Origin of the sequence: Kribbella soli (assembly GCF_004331345.1) — a bacterium.
GTDB classification, from domain to species: domain Bacteria; phylum Actinomycetota; class Actinomycetes; order Propionibacteriales; family Kribbellaceae; genus Kribbella; species Kribbella soli.
Window position 1 is genome coordinate 956,572 of the sequence record NZ_SJJZ01000004.1, and the last position, 18,937, is coordinate 975,508.

At 68.0% G+C, this 18,937-nt stretch carries 24 protein-coding genes and 3 tRNA genes; 14 read left to right on the forward strand and 13 right to left on the reverse strand.

The genetic code is table 11. The annotated features are described in order from the left end of the window. Positions 1-6 precede the first annotated feature (6 nt). Both E0H45_RS35355 and E0H45_RS35360 read left to right on the forward strand, forming a co-directional pair. On the forward strand, positions 7-906 hold the full coding sequence (locus E0H45_RS35355) for a TIGR03564 family F420-dependent LLM class oxidoreductase (RefSeq protein WP_131345582.1): 900 nt from the start codon (positions 7-9) through the stop codon (positions 904-906). 124 nt (positions 907-1,030) lie between these two features. Beyond that, positions 1,031-2,128: a serine hydrolase domain-containing protein gene (locus E0H45_RS35360; RefSeq protein ID WP_131345585.1), complete on the forward strand. Its 1,098-nt coding sequence runs from the start codon at positions 1,031-1,033 to the stop codon at positions 2,126-2,128. Positions 2,129-2,150: 22 nt separating this feature from the next. Here the strand turns inward: E0H45_RS35360 and E0H45_RS35365 are convergent, their stop codons facing one another. Then, entirely contained in the window at positions 2,151-2,333 is a 183-nt protein-coding gene (locus E0H45_RS35365) for a hypothetical protein (RefSeq protein ID WP_131345588.1), read from the reverse strand. A gap of 130 nt (positions 2,334-2,463) precedes the next feature. Between E0H45_RS35365 and E0H45_RS35370 the strand changes: the two genes are divergently transcribed. Beyond that, complete coding sequence (locus E0H45_RS35370) at positions 2,464-2,955, forward strand: DNA polymerase ligase N-terminal domain-containing protein (protein WP_238155526.1); 492 nt, start codon at positions 2,464-2,466, stop codon at positions 2,953-2,955. Here E0H45_RS35370 and E0H45_RS35375 read toward each other — a convergent pair whose 3' ends face one another. Together E0H45_RS35375 and E0H45_RS35380 are read right to left on the reverse strand one after the other, a co-directional pair. Next, positions 2,956-3,603, reverse strand: a complete 648-nt coding sequence (locus tag E0H45_RS35375) for a nitroreductase family protein (RefSeq protein ID WP_165546701.1) — start codon at positions 3,601-3,603, stop codon at positions 2,956-2,958. A gap of 12 nt (positions 3,604-3,615) precedes the next feature. Beyond that, positions 3,616-4,575, reverse strand: coding sequence for a penicillin-insensitive murein endopeptidase (locus tag E0H45_RS35380; protein ID WP_131345591.1), 960 nt, complete (start codon positions 4,573-4,575; stop codon positions 3,616-3,618). 145 nt (positions 4,576-4,720) lie between these two features. Between E0H45_RS35380 and E0H45_RS35385 the strand changes: the two genes are divergently transcribed. Then, positions 4,721-5,032 (forward strand): nitroreductase family protein, encoded by a 312-nt coding sequence (locus E0H45_RS35385; protein WP_202872661.1) that lies wholly within the window; start codon positions 4,721-4,723, stop codon positions 5,030-5,032. A gap of 1 nt (position 5,033) precedes the next feature. Here E0H45_RS35385 and E0H45_RS35390 read toward each other — a convergent pair whose 3' ends face one another. The 3 genes from E0H45_RS35390 to E0H45_RS35405 form a co-directional block, all read right to left on the reverse strand. Continuing rightward, on the reverse strand, positions 5,034-5,651 hold the full coding sequence (locus E0H45_RS35390) for an L-threonylcarbamoyladenylate synthase (RefSeq protein ID WP_131345594.1): 618 nt from the start codon (positions 5,649-5,651) through the stop codon (positions 5,034-5,036). A 177-nt stretch (positions 5,652-5,828) separates the two neighbouring features. Then, positions 5,829-6,449, reverse strand: a complete 621-nt coding sequence (locus E0H45_RS35400; protein ID WP_238155527.1) for a class F sortase — start codon at positions 6,447-6,449, stop codon at positions 5,829-5,831. Between the two features lie 38 nt (positions 6,450-6,487). Then, entirely contained in the window at positions 6,488-7,282 is a 795-nt protein-coding gene (locus E0H45_RS35405; protein WP_238155529.1) for a DUF4397 domain-containing protein, read from the reverse strand. A 299-nt stretch (positions 7,283-7,581) separates the two neighbouring features. On the opposite strand from E0H45_RS35405, the gene E0H45_RS35410 reads away from it, so the two are divergent. Both E0H45_RS35410 and E0H45_RS35415 read left to right on the forward strand, forming a co-directional pair. Beyond that, entirely contained in the window at positions 7,582-8,298 is a 717-nt protein-coding gene (locus tag E0H45_RS35410; RefSeq protein ID WP_238155530.1) for a hypothetical protein, read from the forward strand. A gap of 4 nt (positions 8,299-8,302) precedes the next feature. Beyond that, positions 8,303-9,781, forward strand: a complete 1,479-nt coding sequence (locus E0H45_RS35415) for an MFS transporter (RefSeq protein ID WP_131345597.1) — start codon at positions 8,303-8,305, stop codon at positions 9,779-9,781. A gap of 9 nt (positions 9,782-9,790) precedes the next feature. Here the strand turns inward: E0H45_RS35415 and E0H45_RS35420 are convergent, their stop codons facing one another. Together E0H45_RS35420 and E0H45_RS35425 are read right to left on the reverse strand one after the other, a co-directional pair. Next, complete coding sequence (locus E0H45_RS35420) at positions 9,791-10,516, reverse strand: DNA alkylation repair protein (RefSeq protein ID WP_131345600.1); 726 nt, start codon at positions 10,514-10,516, stop codon at positions 9,791-9,793. Beyond that, positions 10,513-11,256, reverse strand: coding sequence for an SDR family oxidoreductase (locus E0H45_RS35425; RefSeq protein ID WP_131345603.1), 744 nt, complete (start codon positions 11,254-11,256; stop codon positions 10,513-10,515). The genes E0H45_RS35420 and E0H45_RS35425 overlap by 4 nt, the downstream gene beginning before the upstream one ends. A gap of 198 nt (positions 11,257-11,454) precedes the next feature. Here E0H45_RS35425 and E0H45_RS35430 point away from each other — a divergent pair, with 198 nt between their 5' ends. Together E0H45_RS35430 and E0H45_RS35435 are read left to right on the forward strand one after the other, a co-directional pair. Further along, positions 11,455-11,838, forward strand: a complete 384-nt coding sequence (locus E0H45_RS35430) for an STAS domain-containing protein (RefSeq protein ID WP_131345606.1) — start codon at positions 11,455-11,457, stop codon at positions 11,836-11,838. Between the two features lie 43 nt (positions 11,839-11,881). Beyond that, positions 11,882-12,610 carry a polyprenol monophosphomannose synthase gene (locus E0H45_RS35435; protein WP_131345609.1) on the forward strand — a complete coding sequence of 243 codons (729 nt, stop codon included), beginning with the start codon at positions 11,882-11,884 and terminating at the stop codon, positions 12,608-12,610. Here E0H45_RS35435 and E0H45_RS35440 read toward each other — a convergent pair. The 3 genes from E0H45_RS35440 to E0H45_RS35450 form a co-directional block, all read right to left on the reverse strand. Next, on the reverse strand, positions 12,607-13,296 hold the full coding sequence (locus E0H45_RS35440) for a hypothetical protein (protein ID WP_131345612.1): 690 nt from the start codon (positions 13,294-13,296) through the stop codon (positions 12,607-12,609). The two genes, E0H45_RS35435 and E0H45_RS35440, sit on opposite strands and share 4 nt — an antisense overlap. Then, a complete protein-coding gene (locus tag E0H45_RS35445; protein WP_131345615.1) occupies positions 13,296-14,324 on the reverse strand; it encodes a hypothetical protein in 1,029 nt (342 codons plus the stop codon). The genes E0H45_RS35440 and E0H45_RS35445 overlap by 1 nt, the downstream gene beginning before the upstream one ends. Before the next feature lie 96 nt (positions 14,325-14,420). Further along, positions 14,421-14,771, reverse strand: a complete 351-nt coding sequence (locus E0H45_RS35450; protein ID WP_202868469.1) for a metallopeptidase family protein — start codon at positions 14,769-14,771, stop codon at positions 14,421-14,423. Between the two features lie 84 nt (positions 14,772-14,855). Here E0H45_RS35450 and E0H45_RS35455 point away from each other — a divergent pair. The 6 genes from E0H45_RS35455 (at position 14,856) to E0H45_RS35475 (ending at position 16,882) form a co-directional block, all read left to right on the forward strand. Beyond that, positions 14,856-14,928, forward strand: a tRNA-Glu gene (locus E0H45_RS35455). A 59-nt stretch (positions 14,929-14,987) separates the two neighbouring features. Then, positions 14,988-15,064 (forward strand) — tRNA-Asp (locus E0H45_RS35460). A gap of 46 nt (positions 15,065-15,110) precedes the next feature. Next, positions 15,111-15,186, forward strand: a tRNA-Phe gene (locus tag E0H45_RS35465). 260 nt (positions 15,187-15,446) lie between these two features. Continuing rightward, positions 15,447-15,737 (forward strand): DUF6247 family protein, encoded by a 291-nt coding sequence (locus E0H45_RS35470; RefSeq protein WP_131345618.1) that lies wholly within the window; start codon positions 15,447-15,449, stop codon positions 15,735-15,737. A 71-nt stretch (positions 15,738-15,808) separates the two neighbouring features. Further along, positions 15,809-15,979 carry a hypothetical protein gene (locus tag E0H45_RS42655; protein WP_165546702.1) on the forward strand — a complete coding sequence of 57 codons (171 nt, stop codon included), beginning with the start codon at positions 15,809-15,811 and terminating at the stop codon, positions 15,977-15,979. A gap of 480 nt (positions 15,980-16,459) precedes the next feature. Beyond that, complete coding sequence (locus E0H45_RS35475) at positions 16,460-16,882, forward strand: hypothetical protein (RefSeq protein ID WP_131345621.1); 423 nt, start codon at positions 16,460-16,462, stop codon at positions 16,880-16,882. 189 nt (positions 16,883-17,071) lie between these two features. Here the strand turns inward: E0H45_RS35475 and E0H45_RS35480 are convergent, their stop codons facing one another. Together E0H45_RS35480 and E0H45_RS35485 are read right to left on the reverse strand one after the other, a co-directional pair. Next, entirely contained in the window at positions 17,072-17,728 is a 657-nt protein-coding gene (locus E0H45_RS35480; RefSeq protein WP_131345624.1) for a response regulator, read from the reverse strand. Next, positions 17,725-18,867, reverse strand: coding sequence for a sensor histidine kinase (locus E0H45_RS35485; protein ID WP_131345627.1), 1,143 nt, complete (start codon positions 18,865-18,867; stop codon positions 17,725-17,727). Before E0H45_RS35485 ends, E0H45_RS35480 begins: the two co-directional genes overlap by 4 nt. Positions 18,868-18,937: the final 70 nt, after the last annotated feature.

Genomic DNA, 18,937 nt, shown 5'->3' on the forward strand with positions numbered 1-18,937 from the left:
GTGGACATGAGGATCGGACTGTGGATCGACGAAGAGGGCCAGACCATCGACGAGATCGGGGCCGCCGCGAAGGCCGCCGAGGACGCCGGCATCGACCGGATCTGGTTCAGCCAGCGGCTCGGGTGGGACGCGTTGACGCTGATCGCGGGCGTCGCGCCGTACACCTCGACCATCGGGTACGCCGTCGGCGTCGTGCCGGTGTACCCACGGCATCCGCTGGCGCTCGCGGCGCAGGCGCTCAGCGTCCAGGTGCTGACCGGCAACCGGTTGACGCTCGGGGTCGGCGCCAGCCATCCGCACATGGTGGAAGGCATGCTCGGCCTGCCGATGGACCGCCCGGCGGCCTACGTCCGCGAGTACGTCGAGGCGCTCGGCCCGCTGCTGGCCGGCCAGCCCACCAACTACGTGGGCGAGCGGCTGACCGCCCGCGGGCAGATCGGCATCGCCGGCGCCGAGACGCCCGAGCTCATCCTGGCCGCACTCGGCCCGCGGATGCTGAAGACGGCCGGCGAACTGACCGCCGGTACGGCGACCAGCTGGGCGGGTCCTGAGGTGATCGAGAACTTCATCCGCCCCACGATCGACCGGGCCGCGACCGCAGCGGGCCGGCCCGAGCCGCAGGTGATCGCGGGCGTCTGCGTCGCGGTCACGGACGATCCGGACGCGACGCGGCAGTGGATCCACGACCAGTTCGGGGCAGCCGGGGACATGCCGGCGTACCGGGCCGTCCTGGACCGCGGCGGCAAGGCGGGCCCGGAGGACACCGCCGTCCTCGGTGACGAGGAGACGGTGGCCAAGGAACTGCAGCGGTTCGCGGACGCCGGTACGACGGAGTTCCTGGTCTGCCCGGTCGGGACGGACGCGGAGCGAGCACGCACGATCCAGTTCGCGCACGACTACGTCTGAGACGTGTCGAAAACCGCCCGACCGCTGGGGGAACAGACAACTTCCAGGTGCTGCGGACAGGAAATATCAGGTGCAAGCCCACCAGAACCTGTCACACGGCTCCGCAGCGCCTAGGCTCCAGGCGATGTCGAACCTCCCGCCGCAGCGCCGACGTACCCGCATGGAGCTTCAGGATGTGGTGCAGCGGCGGATCGACGAGCTGGTGGAGACCGAACTCGGTCTGCAGGTCGCGGTGTATCGACACGGCGAGCTCGTCGTGGACGCGGTGGCCGGCGACGGCGTGACCTCGGAGACGCTGTACTTCGCGGCCTCGACGGGCAAGGGCGCGTCCGCGACGGTCGCGAACGTACTGGTGGATCGCGGCGTCCTCGACTACGACCGGCCGATCGTCGAGCTCTGGCCCGAGTTCGGCGCGCACGGGAAGGACAAGGCGACGCTGCGGCACGTGCTGACGCACTCCGTCGGCCTGCCCGCGCTACCGGTCGACACCACCCGGAAAACGCTCCCCGAGCAAGCAGAGCGCCTGGCCGCCGCGAAGCCGTGGTGGGAGCCGGGGACGAAGATGACCTACCACGCGGAGACCTTCGGCCTGCTGGTCGGCGAGATCGTCCACCGCGCGACCGCCCGGACAATCTCCGACGTACTGCGGGACATCCTGACCCCGCTCGGCCTGCAGGAAAACGTATTCTTCGCGCTGCCCGTGGATCAGCGGCATCGGCTCGCCGAACTCGTGGAGCCCGAGGGCGCCGAGGAGACGTTCGCGATGCTGGCCGGGATGTTCGAGCAGGTCGTACCGCGGGCGATGCAGCCGCGGGCCGCCGTACTGAACCGGCCTGAGCAGCTCGCGATCGAGGACCCGTCGAGCGGGATCCTCAACGCTCGTGGGATCGCCAAGCTGTACGCCGGCTTGATCGGCGAGGTGGACGGGGTCCGCCTGGTCCGGCCGGAAGCAGTCCCGGCGATCACCGGACCGGCGCTGGTCGCGCAGGACGAACTGCTCGGCAACCCGGCGACGATGGCGCTCGGCTACGCGATCGGCCGGCTGGGGTCGACCGCCGAGGAGAGCCCGGCGTCGTTCGGATGGCCGGGCATGGGTGGCAGCGTGGCGTGGGCTGACACGCGTTCAGGGGTCACGTTCGCGCTGACCAGGACGCTGTTCGATCCGACGGGGTCAGGGTCGGCGGTCGAGATCGGCAACCTGGTTGCGAAAACTCTTTGCTGAAAACCCTTACCTGTAAGGGGATTCAGCTTCTGGACTCGCGGACGGAGCTCTGGTCGACCCAGACGAGATGGCCGTGGTGACTGACGAGAATCTCGTCGGTCCCGGCCGTCCCGGTCCGGCGACCCAGCTCCTGGCCTGCGATCCAGCGTCCGCCGATGCGGATCTGGACGGCGATCGGCCGCGCCGGTGAGGGGGCTACGGGCATGGGCACCTGCTTAGGGACAGGGGCGGATGATGGAGGAAGTTTGTGGGGGCCGGTTTCCCGACCAGTCGCAAGCGTACAACCGCAACATGACAGACCGTTAGCGGTAACTCGAATTCATCCAGGAGCCCAGTTGTCCAAGCCGATCTTCGTCGTGCAACTGCATGATGCCCGGCGGCTGCATTACGACGTCCGGCTCGAGGTGGACGGGGTACTGAAGTCGTGGGCGGTGCCGCGCGGACCGTCGCTGGATCCGATCGTGAAACGGCTCGCGGTGTTCACCACGGACCACGATCTCGAGTACGCGTCGTACGAGGGGGTGCACCGCGACGCGCAGTACGGCAGCGGTGCCGTGATCGTCTGGGACGCCGGCGTCTACACGAACCTCACCCGCGACGACCGGCGGCAGCTGGTCGACCCGGCCGAGGCGATCGAACGGGGACACTTGAAGGTGCAACTGCACGGCGTGAAGCTGAACGGGGCCTGGGCTTTCACCCGCACCGGCGGCGACTGGCTGCTGGTCAAGGTGAAGGACGCGGACGCCGATCCGGCCCTGGACCTGACCGTCACGGAGCCCCGCTCGGTCCTGAGCGGCCTCACGATCGAGGAGATGGCCGCCTCCTGATCACCAGCTGTCGACGTGCAGTACGTCGTCGAGCGGCTGCCGGGGCGCCGGCTTGAAGTTCGTCCCGATCGAGTACGCCGTCGGGATCAGCACCGTCTGGCGGATGTCCTCGGGCAGACCGAGCAGCTCGGACACCTCCTGCTCGTAGCTGAGGTGCAGCGTCGTCCACGCCGTACCGAGGCCGCGCGCACGCGCCGCGAGCATGTAGCTCCACGCCGACGGCAGGATCGAGCCCCACAGCCCGGCCTGATTCCCAGCAGGCAGGTTTCGCACCTGCAGACAGGGGATGACCAGTACCGGGACCTGCCCCATCCTTTCGCCCAGGTACGCCACACTGTCGCCGATCCGGCGCTGGACCGGACCGCGTTCCGGGTCGTCGGCGTGGAGCTTCCCCGCCGCACCTGGGCCGGCCAGGTACTGCTCCACTGCGCGCCGGTAGTACTCACCGACCGCAGCGCGCTTCTCGGCGTCCGTGATCACCAGCCAGTGCCACGTCTGCCGGTTGCTCCCCGACGGGCCCTGCAACGCGATCTCGATGCACTCCCGGATCAGCTCCATCGGCACCGGCCGCTCGAGGTCGAGCCGCTTGCGGACGGTACGAGTCGTTGTGAGCAGCTCGTCGGGGTTCAGGTCGAGGGTGTAGGTCACGCGGACAGTGTGTCAGCAGACGTAGGTGCTGTTCGGGTGGACCTTCTCGCAGTACCGGACGTGCAGGTGGTTGTCGTGGGCCGGCCAGTTCTGCGTCAGGCCCTCGCTGATCAGGGTCGGGTCGTTGAACCAGATGTACTTCACGTGCCCCGGCGCCGCGGCACGAACGGCCTGGATGAGCTGACGAGTAGCGGCCCGGTCGTACGTCGAGGACTCCCAAGTGATCCGGCCCGCGGTGCATTGGGCGTTGTCGGTACGGATCGGCCAGATGTCGATGTCCATCCCGTTGTCGTGGCTGGCGTGACCCGGGATGTCGCCACCGTGCTCGAACCCCGCATCGCCGTACGGAACCTTGCCCTGGCCGGTGGACGCGAAGGAGCGGGCAGCGGCTTCCATCTGCGCCACAGGTGCAGCAGCCGCCCAGTTGGCCGCCGTACCGTTGCCGTCCGGGTCCTGGTCGCACAGGTTCGCGCTGAAGTCCGGGTAGTCGTAGTGCCAGGCCAGATTGCGCCAGGTGATCGGGCCGACAACGCCATCCGCGCCGATCCCCGCGTGCGACTGGAAGGACACGACCGCGTCGCGGACCGCCGTACTGAAGACACCGTCGACCGGGAGGCTGAGGCGGCGCTTGGCGTTCAACTCGACCTGCAGCGCCTTCACCGCGGCGTTGCTGTCGCCGGAACGGATGGTCGGAGCCAACGCTCCCCAGGTCTGCGGTCCGACGATCCCGTCGACCCCCAGACCCTTGGCGGCCTGGAACGCCTTCGCTGCAGTGACGGTGGTCGCGCCGAACACCCCGTCCGCTTCAACGGACTGCCCGGCGTGCTGCAGCAGGAACTGGAGCGCCTGTACGTCGGCACCGCGGTTGCCGCTGCTCTGGGTCGGAAAGAAGGCGTTGGCGTAGGCCTGCGCGGACGCCGGCATCAGGGCAGTGACCAGCACAACGGCCACAACAAGCAGAACACGTCGCATGAGTCCCTCCGGGGCGGATGAGGTAACTAACTAACGCTCACCCGCCACCATCGGTCATTCACTACCTGGGAACAAGAGGATATGAGATAGTTCTGAAGCAGACTATCTATTAGCGGAAGGTTTCCCATGGCCCTGAACCTGTCGGGTGCCTGCGTTCGTGATCCCGGCCGTGGAAGGACGGACCGACCGGGCTTCGACGACCGAGCAGGCCGGGACCTGGGGCTCGATCCTGCCGGCCGTCTGGAGCTTCATGCTCGCGGCCCGCGAACGCGGTCTCGGCACGGTCTGGACCACCGCGCAGGGTCCGCTCGAACGTGAACTCGCGGGAGTTCTCCGCGTTCCCTACGACAAGGTGATGCTGGCGACGTTCATCCCGCTGGCCTTCACGATCGGGACCGACTTCCGGCCGGCCAAGCGGGTCCCGCGTGAGCAGGTCCTGCATTGGGACCGCTGGTAGATCACTCGAACGGGGTTGGGTCTCCGGAGCCGACACGGACGACCTCGGGGAGGTCCTCGGAGAAGTCGATGACGGTGGTCGGCTCGGTGCCGGCCTCGCCCTCGATGACCGCGTCGATCTGGTTGTCGAGCTCTTCCTTGATCTCCCAGCCCTGCGTCATCGGCTCCTCGTGGCCGGGAAGCAGCAGCGTGCTGGAGACGAGCGGCTCGCCCAGCTCGGCGACCAGCGCCTGGGTGACGACGTGGTCCGGGATGCGCACACCGACGGTCTTCTTCTTCGGGTGCAGCAGCCGCCGCGGCACCTCTTTGGTGGCCGGCAGGATGAACGTGTAGCTGCCCGGCGTGGCCGCCTTGATCGAGCGGAAGACCGCGTTGCTGATATGCACGAACTGACCGAGCTGCGAGAAGTTCTCGCACACCAGCGTGAAGTGGTGCCGGTCGTCCAGGTGCCGGATCGTGCGGATCCGGTCGATTCCGTCCCGGTTGCCCAGCTGGCAGCCGAGCGCGTAGCAGGAGTCGGTCGGGTACGCGATCAGCCCGTCCTCACGCAGCAGGTCCACCACCTGCCCGATCGACCGCCGCTGAGGGTTCTCGGGATGGATGTCGAAATACCTGGCCATGACCGCCGAGCTTAGGGCATGTCTCCCGATCCCACGCCGTCGCGAGCAGGTGCTCGGTGCGGTGGCTCGGCGTGCGGGGGCGAAGGTCTCGATGCGGAGCATCGTGGCCTTTGCTCACGTGCGGCGAGGTGCCGTGCCGAGTGCCGCGCAGTAGGCGTGGGGTCGGGAGACATGCCCTCACTGGGCCAGGCCGATGGGCAGTGCGGTCACCACCAAGTTGTCCTCGTAGCCGCCGCGCGAGGCGTCGTACGCACCCGTGCAGGTGATCAGTACGAGCCGGTGGTCGGTGGTCTGGTCGAACGCGCCGCTCCTCGTCGCGAGCGCGTCCCTCCGCACTGACACCACCGAGACGACCCGGTACGACGCCGTATGCCCGAACCCCTTCAGTACGACGACCTCACCGCGCCGTACGTCGAGCAACCGGGCGAAGAACCCGAGCCCCTCGGTCTTGGTGTCGACGTGTCCGGCCAGCACCACCGAACCGAACGGATCACCGGCCTGGGCGCCACCGTCCCACCAGCCGACCCGCTGCGCCTTGACCGGCACCTGGAGCTGACCGGAGACGGTAGTTGCCGGAAGCACCGATGCGCCGGCTCCCCCGGGCAGCACGACCTGCTGCGGGACGAAACGGATGCGTTGGCTCGGCGCCGGCGTACCGGTCCGATCCGGTGGCGCGGGCAGCGGTGCGGACTGTGATGCGGTCGGCCCGGCGGGTGACGGCGTACCGCCGAACTTGAAACTGACCGTAGTCGTGGGTAAAGGCGCCGCGCCGTCCGCCTTGGCCGAGCAGCCGGCCAAGGCGAGACAGCACAACGCCGTACCAGTCAGTCGCCGGTTCAGCGACGGACCACCTTCCGGCCCGTGACGACCGCCACCCCGAGCGCGGCGAGGAACACCACGATCCAGAGACCGGACTGGCCGGCGGGGCTCTGCGCCTGGTCGAGCCCCGCTGCCTGTCCGCCGGTTCCGGTGTTCACCTCGGCCGGCTTGGCCGATCCGGTGGCCGGGACCTTGATCGTGCCGAGCGCGACGGTCATGGTCTTCTGACTCGGAGCGCCGATCGCAAACACCCGGGTCAGGTACCCCGCCTGCACCGGCAGATCCAGCGGACCGAGAACGACCGGCGTTGTCGCACCGGTCGGCACGATGTCGACCTTGTACGTGCCCGCCGGAACGACCACGTCCAGGGATTCACCGTTCGCGACGTTCTGGAAAAGCACCTTTCCGTTCACCCGGATGTCAGCCGGCCCGACCGCCGCGTCGTGCGCGACCCGCAATCCGGCTTTGTCCTTCGGCACCGCGGTCAGCTTGTTCGCGTACGTCGTGATCAGCGGCGCCCCGGTCGGCGACACCGGCTGATGAATGACGACGTCCAGACTCGCGCCGGAACCCGCCGTGATCGCGCGCTGGACCACGACCTTCCCGTCCTGCTTGGCGACGATCGTCCGCTTGCCGGACGCGACCCCGAACGGTCCGACGAGCTTCCCACCGGCCACTCCGGTGGCGACCTGACGGCCGTCGATACTGATGTCCAGAGTGCGTCCGGGCAGGCCCTGGACGAAGTACAGGTTGGCGCCCGCGGCCGCGTCGGCGGGCACGGTGAGTAGTGCCGGTGCGGCCGCGACCAGCACCGCGAGCAGCAGCCCAAGGGCCCGCCGAATTACCGGACCGTGAATTCTCGAAACATTTTGATGCACCGCCCGGGATTGCCCGGACACGCTCCGTCTCCGCATTTTTTCTCCCCCTCGGAGTTCACCCGATATTATGAAACAAACGCCCGACCCCATGAATTGGGGCGTATCGTATGCGGAAGTCCGACCTGCTCACCAGAGGTAAGCTTTCTTCTTTCCGGCCAAGTCCGTTTTTGGGGGGCGGTGACTTCGTGTCAGGACGCGGACGCCCAGGGTTCCTCCCGGCCAGGGCATCGGGGGTGGAGGAGCCCCGGCGCATCCGAGCCCGATATCTGGTGACGGTCGCGCTGGTGCTGGGGTACAGCGCGACCGCCGCCTGCTCGGACGGGTCGCAGGCCCCGGCTGCCCCGAGCCCGGGCGTCAGCGGTTCCCTTCCGTCCGCGCCGGCGAGTCCACCGGTCGCCTCTCAGCCGGCGACCAACCAGACCAAGCCCGGGATCAAGCTCACTGCGGTACCGCTTCCCGATGGTTCGTTCGACGTCACCGAGAACCTGGTGTTGCCCGAGGCCACCGGCAGGCTGCCGTTGCAGCTACCGGCGTCCGGTAAGAACCTGCCCGGAATGATGGCCCCGACGACACCACGCGTGACCAACCTGAAGGTGGCCGCCAACGGCAGGTCGGTGCCGCTCGGGAACACCACGATCACCGGCGCCGGCTTCGTTCGGCTGCCCCCCGGCGCGACCAAGATCCAGCTGACCTACCGGCTGTCCGGCTCGACGGTGCGCGCCACCCCTTCGGGGTCGACCCGGGCCGGCGCGGCCATTAGTCCCCTCACCGCGAGCGTCGAGAGCACCCTGCCGACTGATCTCACGATCACCAGCGGCCTGCTGAACGTGGTCTGCCCGTTGCTGGACGAGCCCAGGTGCGCTGTCGGCGATCCGCCCCGGCTCACGGTCCGGCCCGCCATCCCGGCCGGCAAGGCCCTCGTCGTACTCCAGCTGAATCTGCCACGCTGACTCCATGAGTGATGAGCGGATCGCGCTGGGCACGGCGCGAGGGCGGTGGGTGCTGGCCGCCACCGCGCTGGGGTCGGGCATGGCATTCCTGGACGGGACCGTCGTCAACGTCGCGCTGCCGGCAATGGGCGAGGACCTGAACGCCGACATGGCCGGTCTGCAGTGGATCGTGAACGGCTACATGCTGATGCTGGCGTCGCTCGTGCTGCTCAGCGGTTCGCTCGGCGACCGGCTCGGGCGGCGGCGGACGTTCGTCGTCGGGGTGATCTGGTTCGCCGCGGCTTCCATCGTGTGTGCGATCGCGCCGAACCTCGAGGTGATGATCGCGGGCCGCGTCCTGCAAGGAATCGGTGCCGCGCTGCTGACTCCGGGCAGCCTGGCCATCTTGCAGACGACGTTCCAGCACTCCGATCGCGGCAAGGCCGTCGGTACCTGGTCCGGTCTCACCTCGGTGGCCGCGGCCGTCGGCCCGTTCGTCGGCGGCAGTCTGGTCGACCGCGGATCGTGGCAGCTGATCTTCCTGCTCAACGTGCCGCTCGCTCTGGTGACCGTTCTGGTCACGCTCCGGCACGTCCCGGAGACTCGCGACGAGGAGGCCGCCGGCAAGCTCGACATCAACGGCGCGATCCTCGCGACCCTCGGCCTGGCCGGCATCACGTACGGCCTGATCCGCGCGGGCGACCACGGTTTCGGCGACCCGATGGTGCTGACCAGCCTGGTGATCGGGGTCGTCGCCTTCGTGGCGTTCATCGAGGTGGAACGGCGCGGCGCGCACCCGATGCTGCCGTTGAGTATCTTCGCCAACCGCCGCTTCACCGGCGCGAACCTGGTCACCGTCGTCGTGTACGGCGCCCTCGGTACGGCGACGTTCCTCGTCGTCGTCTACCTGCAGACCGCGCTGCACTACTCCGCCCTCTGGGCCGGGGCGGCCCTGCTCCCGATGACCGTGCTGATGCTCGGCCTGTCCGGGTACGCCGGTGGCCTGGCGGACCGGATCGGCCCGCGCATCCCGATGACCGTCGGGCCGGTGCTGATGGCCGTCGGGTTCCTGTTGATGCTGCGGATCGACACCGACACGAGCTACTACAGCGCCGTGCTGCCCGCCGTCGTCGTACTCGGGCTCGGTCTGGTCGCGACCGTGGCGCCGCTGACCGCGACCGTACTGTCGTCGGTCGAGGACCACCATGCAGGGATCGCGTCCGGGGTGAACAACGCGGTCGCCCGGTCGGCGCAACTGATGGCGGTCGCGGCGATCCCGATGGCGGCCGGTATCACCGGCGACGCGTACCTCGATCCCGTTGCCTTCCACAACGGATTCGGGCACGCGTTGTGGATCTCCGCCGTCCTCTCGGCAGCCGGCGGCGTGATCGCGTGGGTGACCCTCGGCGATCGCGCCGAACCGCACAAGCGCCACCTCGTGCACCACCACACGCATTGCGCGCTGGAAGCCCCGCCGTACGCCGACAGTCGGACACCGAGCTGATTTGTCGACTTATCGCGCGAGGTACTGCTTGCGGCTGACGGGATCCAGGCGCTCGATGGCGTAGCGGAGCATGGTGCGCGGCATCCGGGTCGCGTACCGGTCCAGGAAGGCGCGCAGTTCGTCCTCGGAAACCCGCTTGCCCGCTTCCCGCAACATCCAGCCGGAGGCCTTGTGGACAAGGTCTTCCGGATCGTCGAGTACCTCGGCGGCCAGCTTGTAGGTGTCCGCGGTCTGCCCCTGGCCGATCAGGTACTGCGTGGCGACCAGCGCGATCCGGCGTTCCCAGAGCTCCTTGGAGCGGATCAGCGTGTAGAGGGGATCGCGCGGCTTGTCGATCAGGTACCCGCCGACGACCTGGGGAGCACTGCAGTCCACCAGATCCCAGTTGTTGATGTACGCCGTACTGCGGGAGTACAGCTCGTAGATCGCGGTCAGCTCGTGCGGGTTCGCCGTACGTGGCTTGAGACTGCGGGACGCGCGATCGGCCAGCAGGCAAAGGATTGCGAGACGATGCTCGTGCACCGGGCTGGTCAGGGCCTGCTCGAGCTCGGGCAGCGGGAGATCGGCGCGCAGGTACGGCTTGAGGATGCCGCGGATCGTCGAGAGCTTCACGCCGATCATCTGGTCGCCGTGGCCGTATCCGCCGGGCTGAAGCTGGAAGTACCGCGCGAGCACCTCCGCCACCGCGGGATCCGCGGCCGCGTCGATGTCGGCGATCAGGTCCTGCGTACTCACACCAGCATTCCTCCGGTCGCCCGGAGGTTCTGCCCGGTCATCCACCGGGCGTCGGGACCGGCGAGGAACGCGACCACGTCCGCGACCTCGGCGGGTTCGCCCATCCGGCCGAGCGCGGTGATGCCGACCAGGGCGTCCTGCACCGCCGGCGGATTGTGGTCGTGGAACATGTCGGTGTCGGTCGCTCCCGGGGACACCGTGTTGACGGTGATCGCGCGTGGGCCGTACTCGCGGGCGGCGATCTTCACGAACTGCTCGAGCGCTGCCTTGCTCGCGGCGTACAGCGAGATCCCGGGTCCCGGCATCACCGTGTTCAGGGTGGACAGCGCGATGATCCGGCCGCCGTCGGCGAGGACGCGGCCGGCGCGCTGGATCGCGAAGTACGGACCTTTGACGTTGGTCGCGAACAGTTCGTCGTAGTCCTCGACGGTGACGTCGGCGATCGGTTTCACCAACGCCTGCGCCGCGTTGCAGACGAAGACGTCCAGCGTCCCGGTCGGCTCGGCCGCGCGATCGAACAGTCCGTCGATCGCGGACAGGTCCGCCTGGTCCGCCCGTACGGCGATTGCCTCGCCGCCGGCCCGCTTCACCTCCGCGACCACCTCGGCCGCGGCCGCTTCGCTGCTCGCATACGTGAAAGTCACCACGGCGCCGTCCGCGGCCAACCGCCGTACGATCGCCGCACCGATGCCCCGTGAACCTCCGGTGACCAGCGCTGTCTTACCGTCGAGAACGCCCATACCGCCTTGTCTACCACCCTGCTAGGTCCGTCGTTTGTTTTACTCTGACAGCGCTTACAGCCCTGAGGTCACGCTCCGGCGTCCATCGACGGCAGACCCGTTGTGACGCCGCGCCCTGGGGCATACGGTGTGAGGACAGGGCAGTTCCATTTCCGCCAGGACCCGCGTTCGTGGCGCTACCCGGGGGAGATAACCCGCGTGACCAGCCACCAAGAGCCGCGGGACGGCGAGATGGTCAGGACGACCTTCGAGGCGGTCACCGAGGAGCTGGAACCAGGAGTACTGCTGGTCCGGATGTCCGGCGAGATCGACATCGCAAGCACCGATTTCGCCGCCGAGGCGATCCGCGCCGCGGTCGCGCCGCCGGCACGGCTGGTGCTCATCGACGTGTCCGCCGTCACGTTCTGCAGCTCGGCCGGCCTCGGCAACCTGGTCGAGGCCCGCAACCTGGCCGGGGAGCACAACATCACCCTGGCGCTGGTCGGCGTCGGCCGCCCGATCGACCGCCCGCTCAGCGTCACCGGCCTCGGCGGTCAGTTCCGCATCTACAGCACGGTCGCAGAGGCGCTCACCCAGCTCTGACCGCGGATACGGTAGCTTTCGGTGTCTCCGACGAAGGAAAGTCATGGGTGAGCTAGCCAAGATCGTGGTCGTCGTACCGACCTACAACGAGCGGGACAACCTGCCCGTGCTGGCCGGGCTGCTGTCCGACCTGAACCTGCCCGGCCTGGAGCTTCTCGTCGTCGACGACAACTCCCCCGACGGTACGGGCGACGTCGCCGACGAACTGGCGAAGGCCTCGCCGGAGAAGGTCGGCGTACTGCACCGGACCGCGAAGGACGGACTCGGCCGCGCGTACGTCGCCGGGATCACCCGCGCGCTCGACGAAGGCGCCGACATCGTCATCCAGATGGACGCGGACCTGTCGCACCCGGCCTCGGTCGTCCCGACCATGGTCGAGACGCTGCGGACCACGGAGGCCGGCGTCGTGATCGGCTCCCGGTACGTGCCGGGCGGCTCGGCCGCGGCCGAATGGGGCTGGCACCGGCGGGCGCTGTCCGCGTTCGCGAACTTCTACGTGAACGCCATCCTGCGGCTGCACGTGAAGGACGCCACCGCCGGGTTCAAGGCGTGGAAGGCCGACACCCTGCGCTGGATCGACGTGTCGTCGATCGAGAGCAACGGGTACTCGTTCCAGGTCGAGATGAACTACCGGACGGTCAAGCGCGGCCTGAAGATCGCCGAGGTCCCGATCCACTTCGAGGAACGCACCGAAGGCGTCTCCAAGATGTCACTGAAGGTCCAGCTCGAGTCGGCCCTGATGCCGTGGAAGCTCCTGTTCGGCCGCTCCTAGATCGACCGGGCCGCCGACGCGATCATCTGTTGGATCTCGGCACGCACCGTGCCGAGGTCCTGCACGTACGCCGCCCAGCAGACGCTGATGCTGACATCGTTGGTCTCCGGCACACCCCGCAGCCGCACACACTCGCCGGCCAGTGAGTACGTCACGTCGTCCTGACGAAGCCGGCCCGTGAAACCGATCGAGACCGCCTCGACGATGTTGCGGCTGGGGAGCGGCACTGCGCGGGCACGCCCGGCCTGGAACCCGTAGATCGACTGCTCGTCGGCGAACGCCTTCGCGGCCGGCAGCATCAACGGCAGTGACGGCATCGGTCGCGGCGACAACGAGAACGCTGCGTCCGCGCCGCGGTCCCACGACGTCACCTCGAGACCGTTCGTGAACGAGTGGACAGTCGTCCACCCGTCCGCGACCTCGACGAAGACGCCTTGACCGAGCGGCGTACCGCGGTCGACGTCGGGCTCTCGGCGCGGGTTGCGCGACGGCGTCACCGACGGCGCCGGCTCGCTCGCTGTCGCCTTGTGCCTTGTCGGCTTGGGAGTCGTCTGTTCGGCGGATGCTGCTCGGGTGGGCTCCTTTGTCAGCTGCCCGGCGAGGATGAAGACGCCGACCAGCAGTACGGCGAGGGCAGCCGTCAAGAGCGCGATCGCACGACCGCTCGCAGGGTTCTGCTGCGGCATCAGATCGAACGCGCGACGGAGGCGAGCATGCGGGCTCCGTCCCTGAAGACCGGCTTCTGCGCGTCCTTCCGGGCCGCGATGCACAGCGTGACCGTCACATTGTGGATCGACTCGACGCCGGTCATCGTCGTACACCTGGCGACGAGCGAGAACACGGCACCGTCCGGCGAGGTGTAGCGGCCCGAGTAGGTCATCTCGGCCTGGGCGCCGATGTTCGAGTTCGCCGGGCTGACCGTCCGTACGGGCCCCTGTTTGGCGGCCTTCAGTTTGTCGGCCTTGATCAGCGCCTGCGCAACCGCGACAACCGCGGTCCGCGGGGAGATACCGGCCGGGCTGACCACGACCATGGCGGCACCGGCCCTGGTCGTGGCGCCGAGCGTGACGGAGTACGTCGTCGAGCGGCTCTTACGCCAGCCCGCGGCGGGGTTCACGTACACGTCGTCGTACACGGCGATGCCCTGGTCGACGTCCTTCAGGGTCCGGCGCCGCTCGGCAGGCGTGGGCTTGGAGGTGTTGGACGGGGTCGGCGTGTTCGACGGGGTTACCGACGGGGGCTCGGTGGACGGGCTGGCGGTTGGGGTCTCCACCGCGTCGGTGAAGGTGGCCGTCGGGACCGGGGCACCGCCGTCGGCCGTGTCGTCGCCGCGGGTCGTCAGCAGCACGACTGCACCAGCGACAAGCGCGACGACCACACCGACAGCGCTGACTAGCAGCCAGGGGCCCCTCGGACGCTTGCCAGGCGGCTGCTGGCCGCCTGAGTACGGGCCCTGAGGCGGCTGACCGCCGTACTGGGGCGGTTGACTGCCGTACTGCGGTGGCTGATTGCCGTACTGGGGTGGCTGGCCGCCGTATTGCGGTGGTTGGTTGCCGTACTGGGACGGCGGTTGGCCGTACTGCGGCAACGGAGCGGTGTGTTGGGACGGTGCGCCGTACGGCTGGGACGGCGTACCGGGCGGTGGCGGCGGGGCGCCGTACGGCCCGGTCGGGCGGTGGTCGGGGTTCCAGGCAGGCGGTTGCTGATCGCTCACGGCGGGAGCCTCACTAGATCGTTCAAAAGAGTAGGCGGTCCGGTCCCCGAAACCGGCCGCCCGAGGCTACCTCACCAATCCGCGATCGGCCTACGGTCAGCCGTACCCGAGTTCGTGCAGCCGGGCGTCGTCGATGCCGAAGTGGTGCGCGATCTCGTGCACGACCGTGATGTTCACCTCATCGACGACGTCGTCGACGGTCTCGCAGATCGCGAGCGTCGGGCTGCGATAGATCGTGATCCGGTCCGGCAGTACGCCGCCGTAGTCGTGCCCGCGCTCGGTCAACGGAATGCCCTCGTAGATCCCGAGCAGATCCGGATCGCTCGCCGGCGGCTCGTCCTCCACAAACACCGCCACGTTGTCGATCAGCGCCGCCAACTCCTCCGGCACCTCGTCCAGCGCCTGCGCCACGAGCCCCTCGAAGTCGCCCCGACTCATCTCGATCACCCGGCCAGTATCCCGTTTTGGAAGCTGGCGCGGTCTCCTCTATGCTTACGGCTGTCCCTGGAGCTTCGGCTCCCGCGGGTCCGAGTCCCCATCGTCTAGTGGCCTAGGACGCTGCCCTTTCAAGGCGGTAACGCGGGTTCGAATCCCGTTGGGGATACGGTCGAAAGACCGGTGCAAGAAGTACCTCGAAGATGCTGTAAGATCATCGAGTCATTTGGCCCAGTGGCGCAGTTGGTTAGCGTGCCGCCCTGTCACGGCGGAGGTCGCGGGTTCGAGTCCCGTCTGGGTCGCCAGGAGAAGGCGGCGGTGTCCACAACACCGCCGCCGAACTTTCTCCCCGGTCAGGTAGCTCAGCTGGTAGAGCGTCCGCCTGAAAAGCGGAAGGTCGGCGGTTCGAGACCGCCCCTGACCACCACCACCCTCTCCGCTCAACCGGGGAGGGATTTTTCTTTCCCACGCACGCGGCTGCGCGCTTATCGCGCGCCTCGACGGCCAACGCCAGCCGCCTCTCGCAACGTAAGAGTGCTCAGGGCAACTGGGACCAGCCCGATCTGGCACGGACTGACCGTCCTGGCGTCCGACTTCCCGCCAAGCATTCGCCAGGAGCTCCGGGCAAGCCGGTGGGGTGTGGATAACTTGAGACGTGGAAGGGCTGCTCAGAGTAATCTGGGTGCCATGACTGCTCAGCCGATGCAGAGCTCGCCGGATGACCCCAGCGAGATCCTCCGCCTATTGCCGGCGAAGTGGCATGAGCAGTTCCTTAGCGAGTACCACGGAGCCCTAGACGCTGCCCACGAGGTGTGGCGCTTTCAGCAGTTGCGCGATGTGTTGCATCTCTGGCGCCTGCGAGCAGTTGCGTACTCCGATCCGGGCTTCGATCAGGCACTGCAAGCGGCCCGCGAGGATCGAGCTGACGAGTTCGTGCCGGCCGAGCAGGCGATACCGGGCTGGTCAGATCGGCAGTGAGCTACCGCGTGGAGTTTCACGCGTCTGCATTGGCCCAGCTGCAAGGACTACCTCCATCAGCATTCGACGCTTTGGTCGAACGCGTCAGCAAGCTGGTCGGTGCGCCGTGGGAGACCCAAACCCTCGATCGAGATGAGCCGAGCTTTCGGCAATGCACCTTCGGTGACCTCGGCCTGCTGTCCTTCCAGGTCGACGACGATCGCGAGCAGATCCGGATCTTCGACGTGACCTGGGTCGGCTGAGCTACGACTCGTCCACCGTCAGTCCTCACAGGTGGGCCTGCGGTGGGTAAGAGTGCGATGGCTCGTGCCCTCGCGGAAGGTCGCCCGAGATGCTACGAATCGCACCGAAGACGTGCTGAGCCACCCGAAGTGACACTGGTAGCGACCGCTACAGGGACCGCAACGGCCAACGTCAGCAACCGACCGGACCCGACGGATCGACTCACTGGGCAACGGTTCTCGTTAGCAGCCTGAGGGCGCCTGTCGAGCTGAAAGTGGAAGGTCGGCGGTTCGAGACCGCCCCTGACCACCACCACCCTCTCCGCTCAACCGGGGAGGGATTTTTCTTTTTCCACGCGTGCTACGCATTCACCTCTGACGACGCGACTGTGCTCACGGCAACTGCCGAACTCGCCTGTCCTGGTTACGGATACTGCGATGTAGGCTGACCGCCGCTTGCTGCGTGCAGCACGATCGATCAGGGGTTCTGGGGGACAGGAAATGCCGACTCACGAGTGGACCGATGGATACGGCTCGCCTCGGCGCACCTGGCGGAGGGTTCAGATCATCATCGGCTTGGGTGTGCTGGCGTGCCTGAGTGTCTTCGCCGTGCGCTACATGACAGGTACGCCAGGTGAAGGTACTCCGGTCCTCGACGCGACGAGCTACAAGACCAACGTCGACTGCCAGGTGAACACAGTCGGATCGCAGGGCACGGTCACGATCAACGGCACGATCACCGGCGACGCGTCGAGCTACGGAGTGACCGTCGACGTCCTTGATGCAGCCTCCCAGCAGAGGATCGGCGGTCAGACCTTCGAGGTCCGCGACACGACCACCTTCGGGGGAACCACCCCGGCGCAAGCTCCCATCGGACCGGCAGGCATCGAATGCAAGATCACCAAGGTCGGACCAGCACAGTGAGGTCTACCCAACCTCGTGTTCGAAGCGTGCGGCCAGCTCTGACGCTGGGCACTGTGCTGCCAGACCCGCGTCCAGTGCCCACGAAAGCGCACGCTCGCCGGCGGCCAGACCAGTCGGTACGCACAGCCGGTCTGGGGAGGATTATGTGCCCGATTTGGCACAAAATCCTCCCCAAGTCCGGCTGTAGTACTAGGGCTTGATGCGGGCGGTTTCGTAGGCCCAGATGGCGATCTCGACGCGGTTTCGGGCGCCTATCTTGGCCATGACGCTGGTCAGGTGGGTCTTTACGGTGCTGAGGCTGATGTGCAGCTCCACAGCGATCTCGGCGTTGGTGCGGCCGGTGGCTGCGGCGATCAGGACCTGTTCTTCGCGAGCGGTGAGTGGATCGACGGGTTGGACCGGTGTGCGGCCGGTCGGTGGTTCGGAGAATGCGGACAGCAGTCGTGCGGTGATCTTCGGCGCGATCAGTGCGTCGCCGTTGGCGGCGGCGTGGATTGCCTGGACCAGGAGGTCGGGGCCGGCGTCCTTGAGGAGGAATCCACGCGCGCCTGCCTTCAAAGCGCCGTACACATATTCGTCGAGATCGAAGGTCGTGATCACCACGATCGGCAGTGGGTCCACGACGCCGGGTCCGGCTAGTTCGCGGGTTGCCGCGATCCCGTCCAGTCCGGGCATCCTGATGTCGAGCAGGCACACGTCGGGCCGCAGCCGGCGGGCGAACTCCACTGCTTCCAGACCGTCGGCCGCCTGACCGACCACCTCGATACCGGGCTGGGCGTCGAGGATCATCGCGAGTCCGGTCCGGACGAGATCTTGGTCGTCGGCGACGAGCACCCGGATCGTCATCGGCCGCCCGCCGTTCGGGGAAGCACCACGTCAACAGACCAGCCCCGGTCCGAACCGGGCCCCGCGGCGAACGTGCCGCCGAGCAGCGTCGCGCGCTCGGTCATCCCCACCAGCCCATAACCTCCCGGGTTCCTCGAGGTCGCTTCCCCGTTGTCGCGGACAGTCAGCCGGACAGAGTCGTCGTACGACGTCAGCCGGACGTCGATGCGCGTTGCCTGCCGGGCATGCCGTACGGCGTTCGTGATCGACTCCTGCGCGATGCGATAGATCGCTGCGCCGACCGCTGGTCCGAGGTCGTCGAGGTCGCCCGACACCTCGACCTCGACCCGCGGACGGTCCCCGACGCTGCGGGCGAGCCGCTCCAGGTCGGCCACTCCCGGCTGTGGGGCGAGCGCCGCCGTACCGTCATCGCGCAGTACGCCGACCATCGACCGCATCTCGGCCAGGGTCCGCGTGCCCTCTGCCTCGATGATGGCGAGCGCATCGACCGCGGCTTCCGGGCGGGTGGCGGCGACGGCTCGGCCGGCCTGGGCCCGGATGACGATCGCCGAGACGTGATGAGCGACCGTGTCGTGCAACTCCCGGGCCAACAGCTCGCGCTCCCGGAGCCGTACCTGCCCCAGCTCACGGTTCCGGGCGGTCCACAGATAGCGGACTGCGAGTCCGACTGTCGCGGGGAAGAGCAGGAACATGCTGCCGGCCGCGGCCTCGCCGTACCCGGGGAAGTCACTGGCGAGTCCCAGCACCAGCGCCACGAGGATGAACGCCAGCCCGATGAGGATCTCGCGGCCGGATCCCCAGCGGACGAGTGAGTACGGCAGCAACACCACACAGATCATCATGTAGAGGCCGAAGGTCGCGTCCCCGCTGATCAGGGCCACGACGTTGACCACGATCAGTACGCCGAACACGGCGGCCACCACGCCCAACGGGTGGGTACGACGCCACAGCAGAGCGCACACGGTCACCGCAGCGACCACGAGCGCGGCGGGCCTCCAGACGACGTCCTCACGGAGTACGCCTTCGAGAACGGCCGCCGTCAGCAGGCCGGCGACGAGCACCCAGTCGCGCCACACCCGCCCGGGTGCGTCGGGTGCTCGCGGCTCGGCCAGTAGCGAGCGGACGGCGTTTCTCAACATGACCACAGCGTAGGGACTCCGGGCGCCGATCGGATCGGCTCAAAGTACGGGACACGACCCAGCTGTTCGG

Excerpts from the sequence above, each read along its gene's own strand:
- E0H45_RS35355 (WP_131345582.1), top strand. The coding sequence starts at position 7 with ATGAGGATCGGACTGTGGATCGACGAAGAGGGCCAGACCATCGACGAG.
- E0H45_RS35360 (WP_131345585.1), top strand. The coding sequence starts at position 1,031 with ATGTCGAACCTCCCGCCGCAGCGCCGACGTACCCGCATGGAGCTTCAG.
- E0H45_RS35365 (WP_131345588.1), bottom strand. The coding sequence starts at position 2,333 with ATGCCCGTAGCCCCCTCACCGGCGCGGCCGATCGCCGTCCAGATCCGC.
- E0H45_RS35380 (WP_131345591.1), bottom strand. The coding sequence starts at position 4,575 with ATGCGACGTGTTCTGCTTGTTGTGGCCGTTGTGCTGGTCACTGCCCTG.
- E0H45_RS35390 (WP_131345594.1), bottom strand. The coding sequence starts at position 5,651 with ATGGCCAGGTATTTCGACATCCATCCCGAGAACCCTCAGCGGCGGTCG.
- E0H45_RS35415 (WP_131345597.1), top strand. The coding sequence starts at position 8,303 with ATGAGTGATGAGCGGATCGCGCTGGGCACGGCGCGAGGGCGGTGGGTG.
- E0H45_RS35425 (WP_131345603.1), bottom strand. The coding sequence starts at position 11,256 with ATGGGCGTTCTCGACGGTAAGACAGCGCTGGTCACCGGAGGTTCACGG.
- E0H45_RS35435 (WP_131345609.1), top strand. The coding sequence starts at position 11,882 with ATGGGTGAGCTAGCCAAGATCGTGGTCGTCGTACCGACCTACAACGAG.
- E0H45_RS35440 (WP_131345612.1), bottom strand. The coding sequence starts at position 13,296 with ATGCCGCAGCAGAACCCTGCGAGCGGTCGTGCGATCGCGCTCTTGACG.
- E0H45_RS35470 (WP_131345618.1), top strand. The coding sequence starts at position 15,447 with ATGACTGCTCAGCCGATGCAGAGCTCGCCGGATGACCCCAGCGAGATC.
- E0H45_RS35475 (WP_131345621.1), top strand. The coding sequence starts at position 16,460 with ATGCCGACTCACGAGTGGACCGATGGATACGGCTCGCCTCGGCGCACC.
- E0H45_RS35480 (WP_131345624.1), bottom strand. The coding sequence starts at position 17,728 with ATGACGATCCGGGTGCTCGTCGCCGACGACCAAGATCTCGTCCGGACC.
- E0H45_RS35485 (WP_131345627.1), bottom strand. The coding sequence starts at position 18,867 with ATGTTGAGAAACGCCGTCCGCTCGCTACTGGCCGAGCCGCGAGCACCC.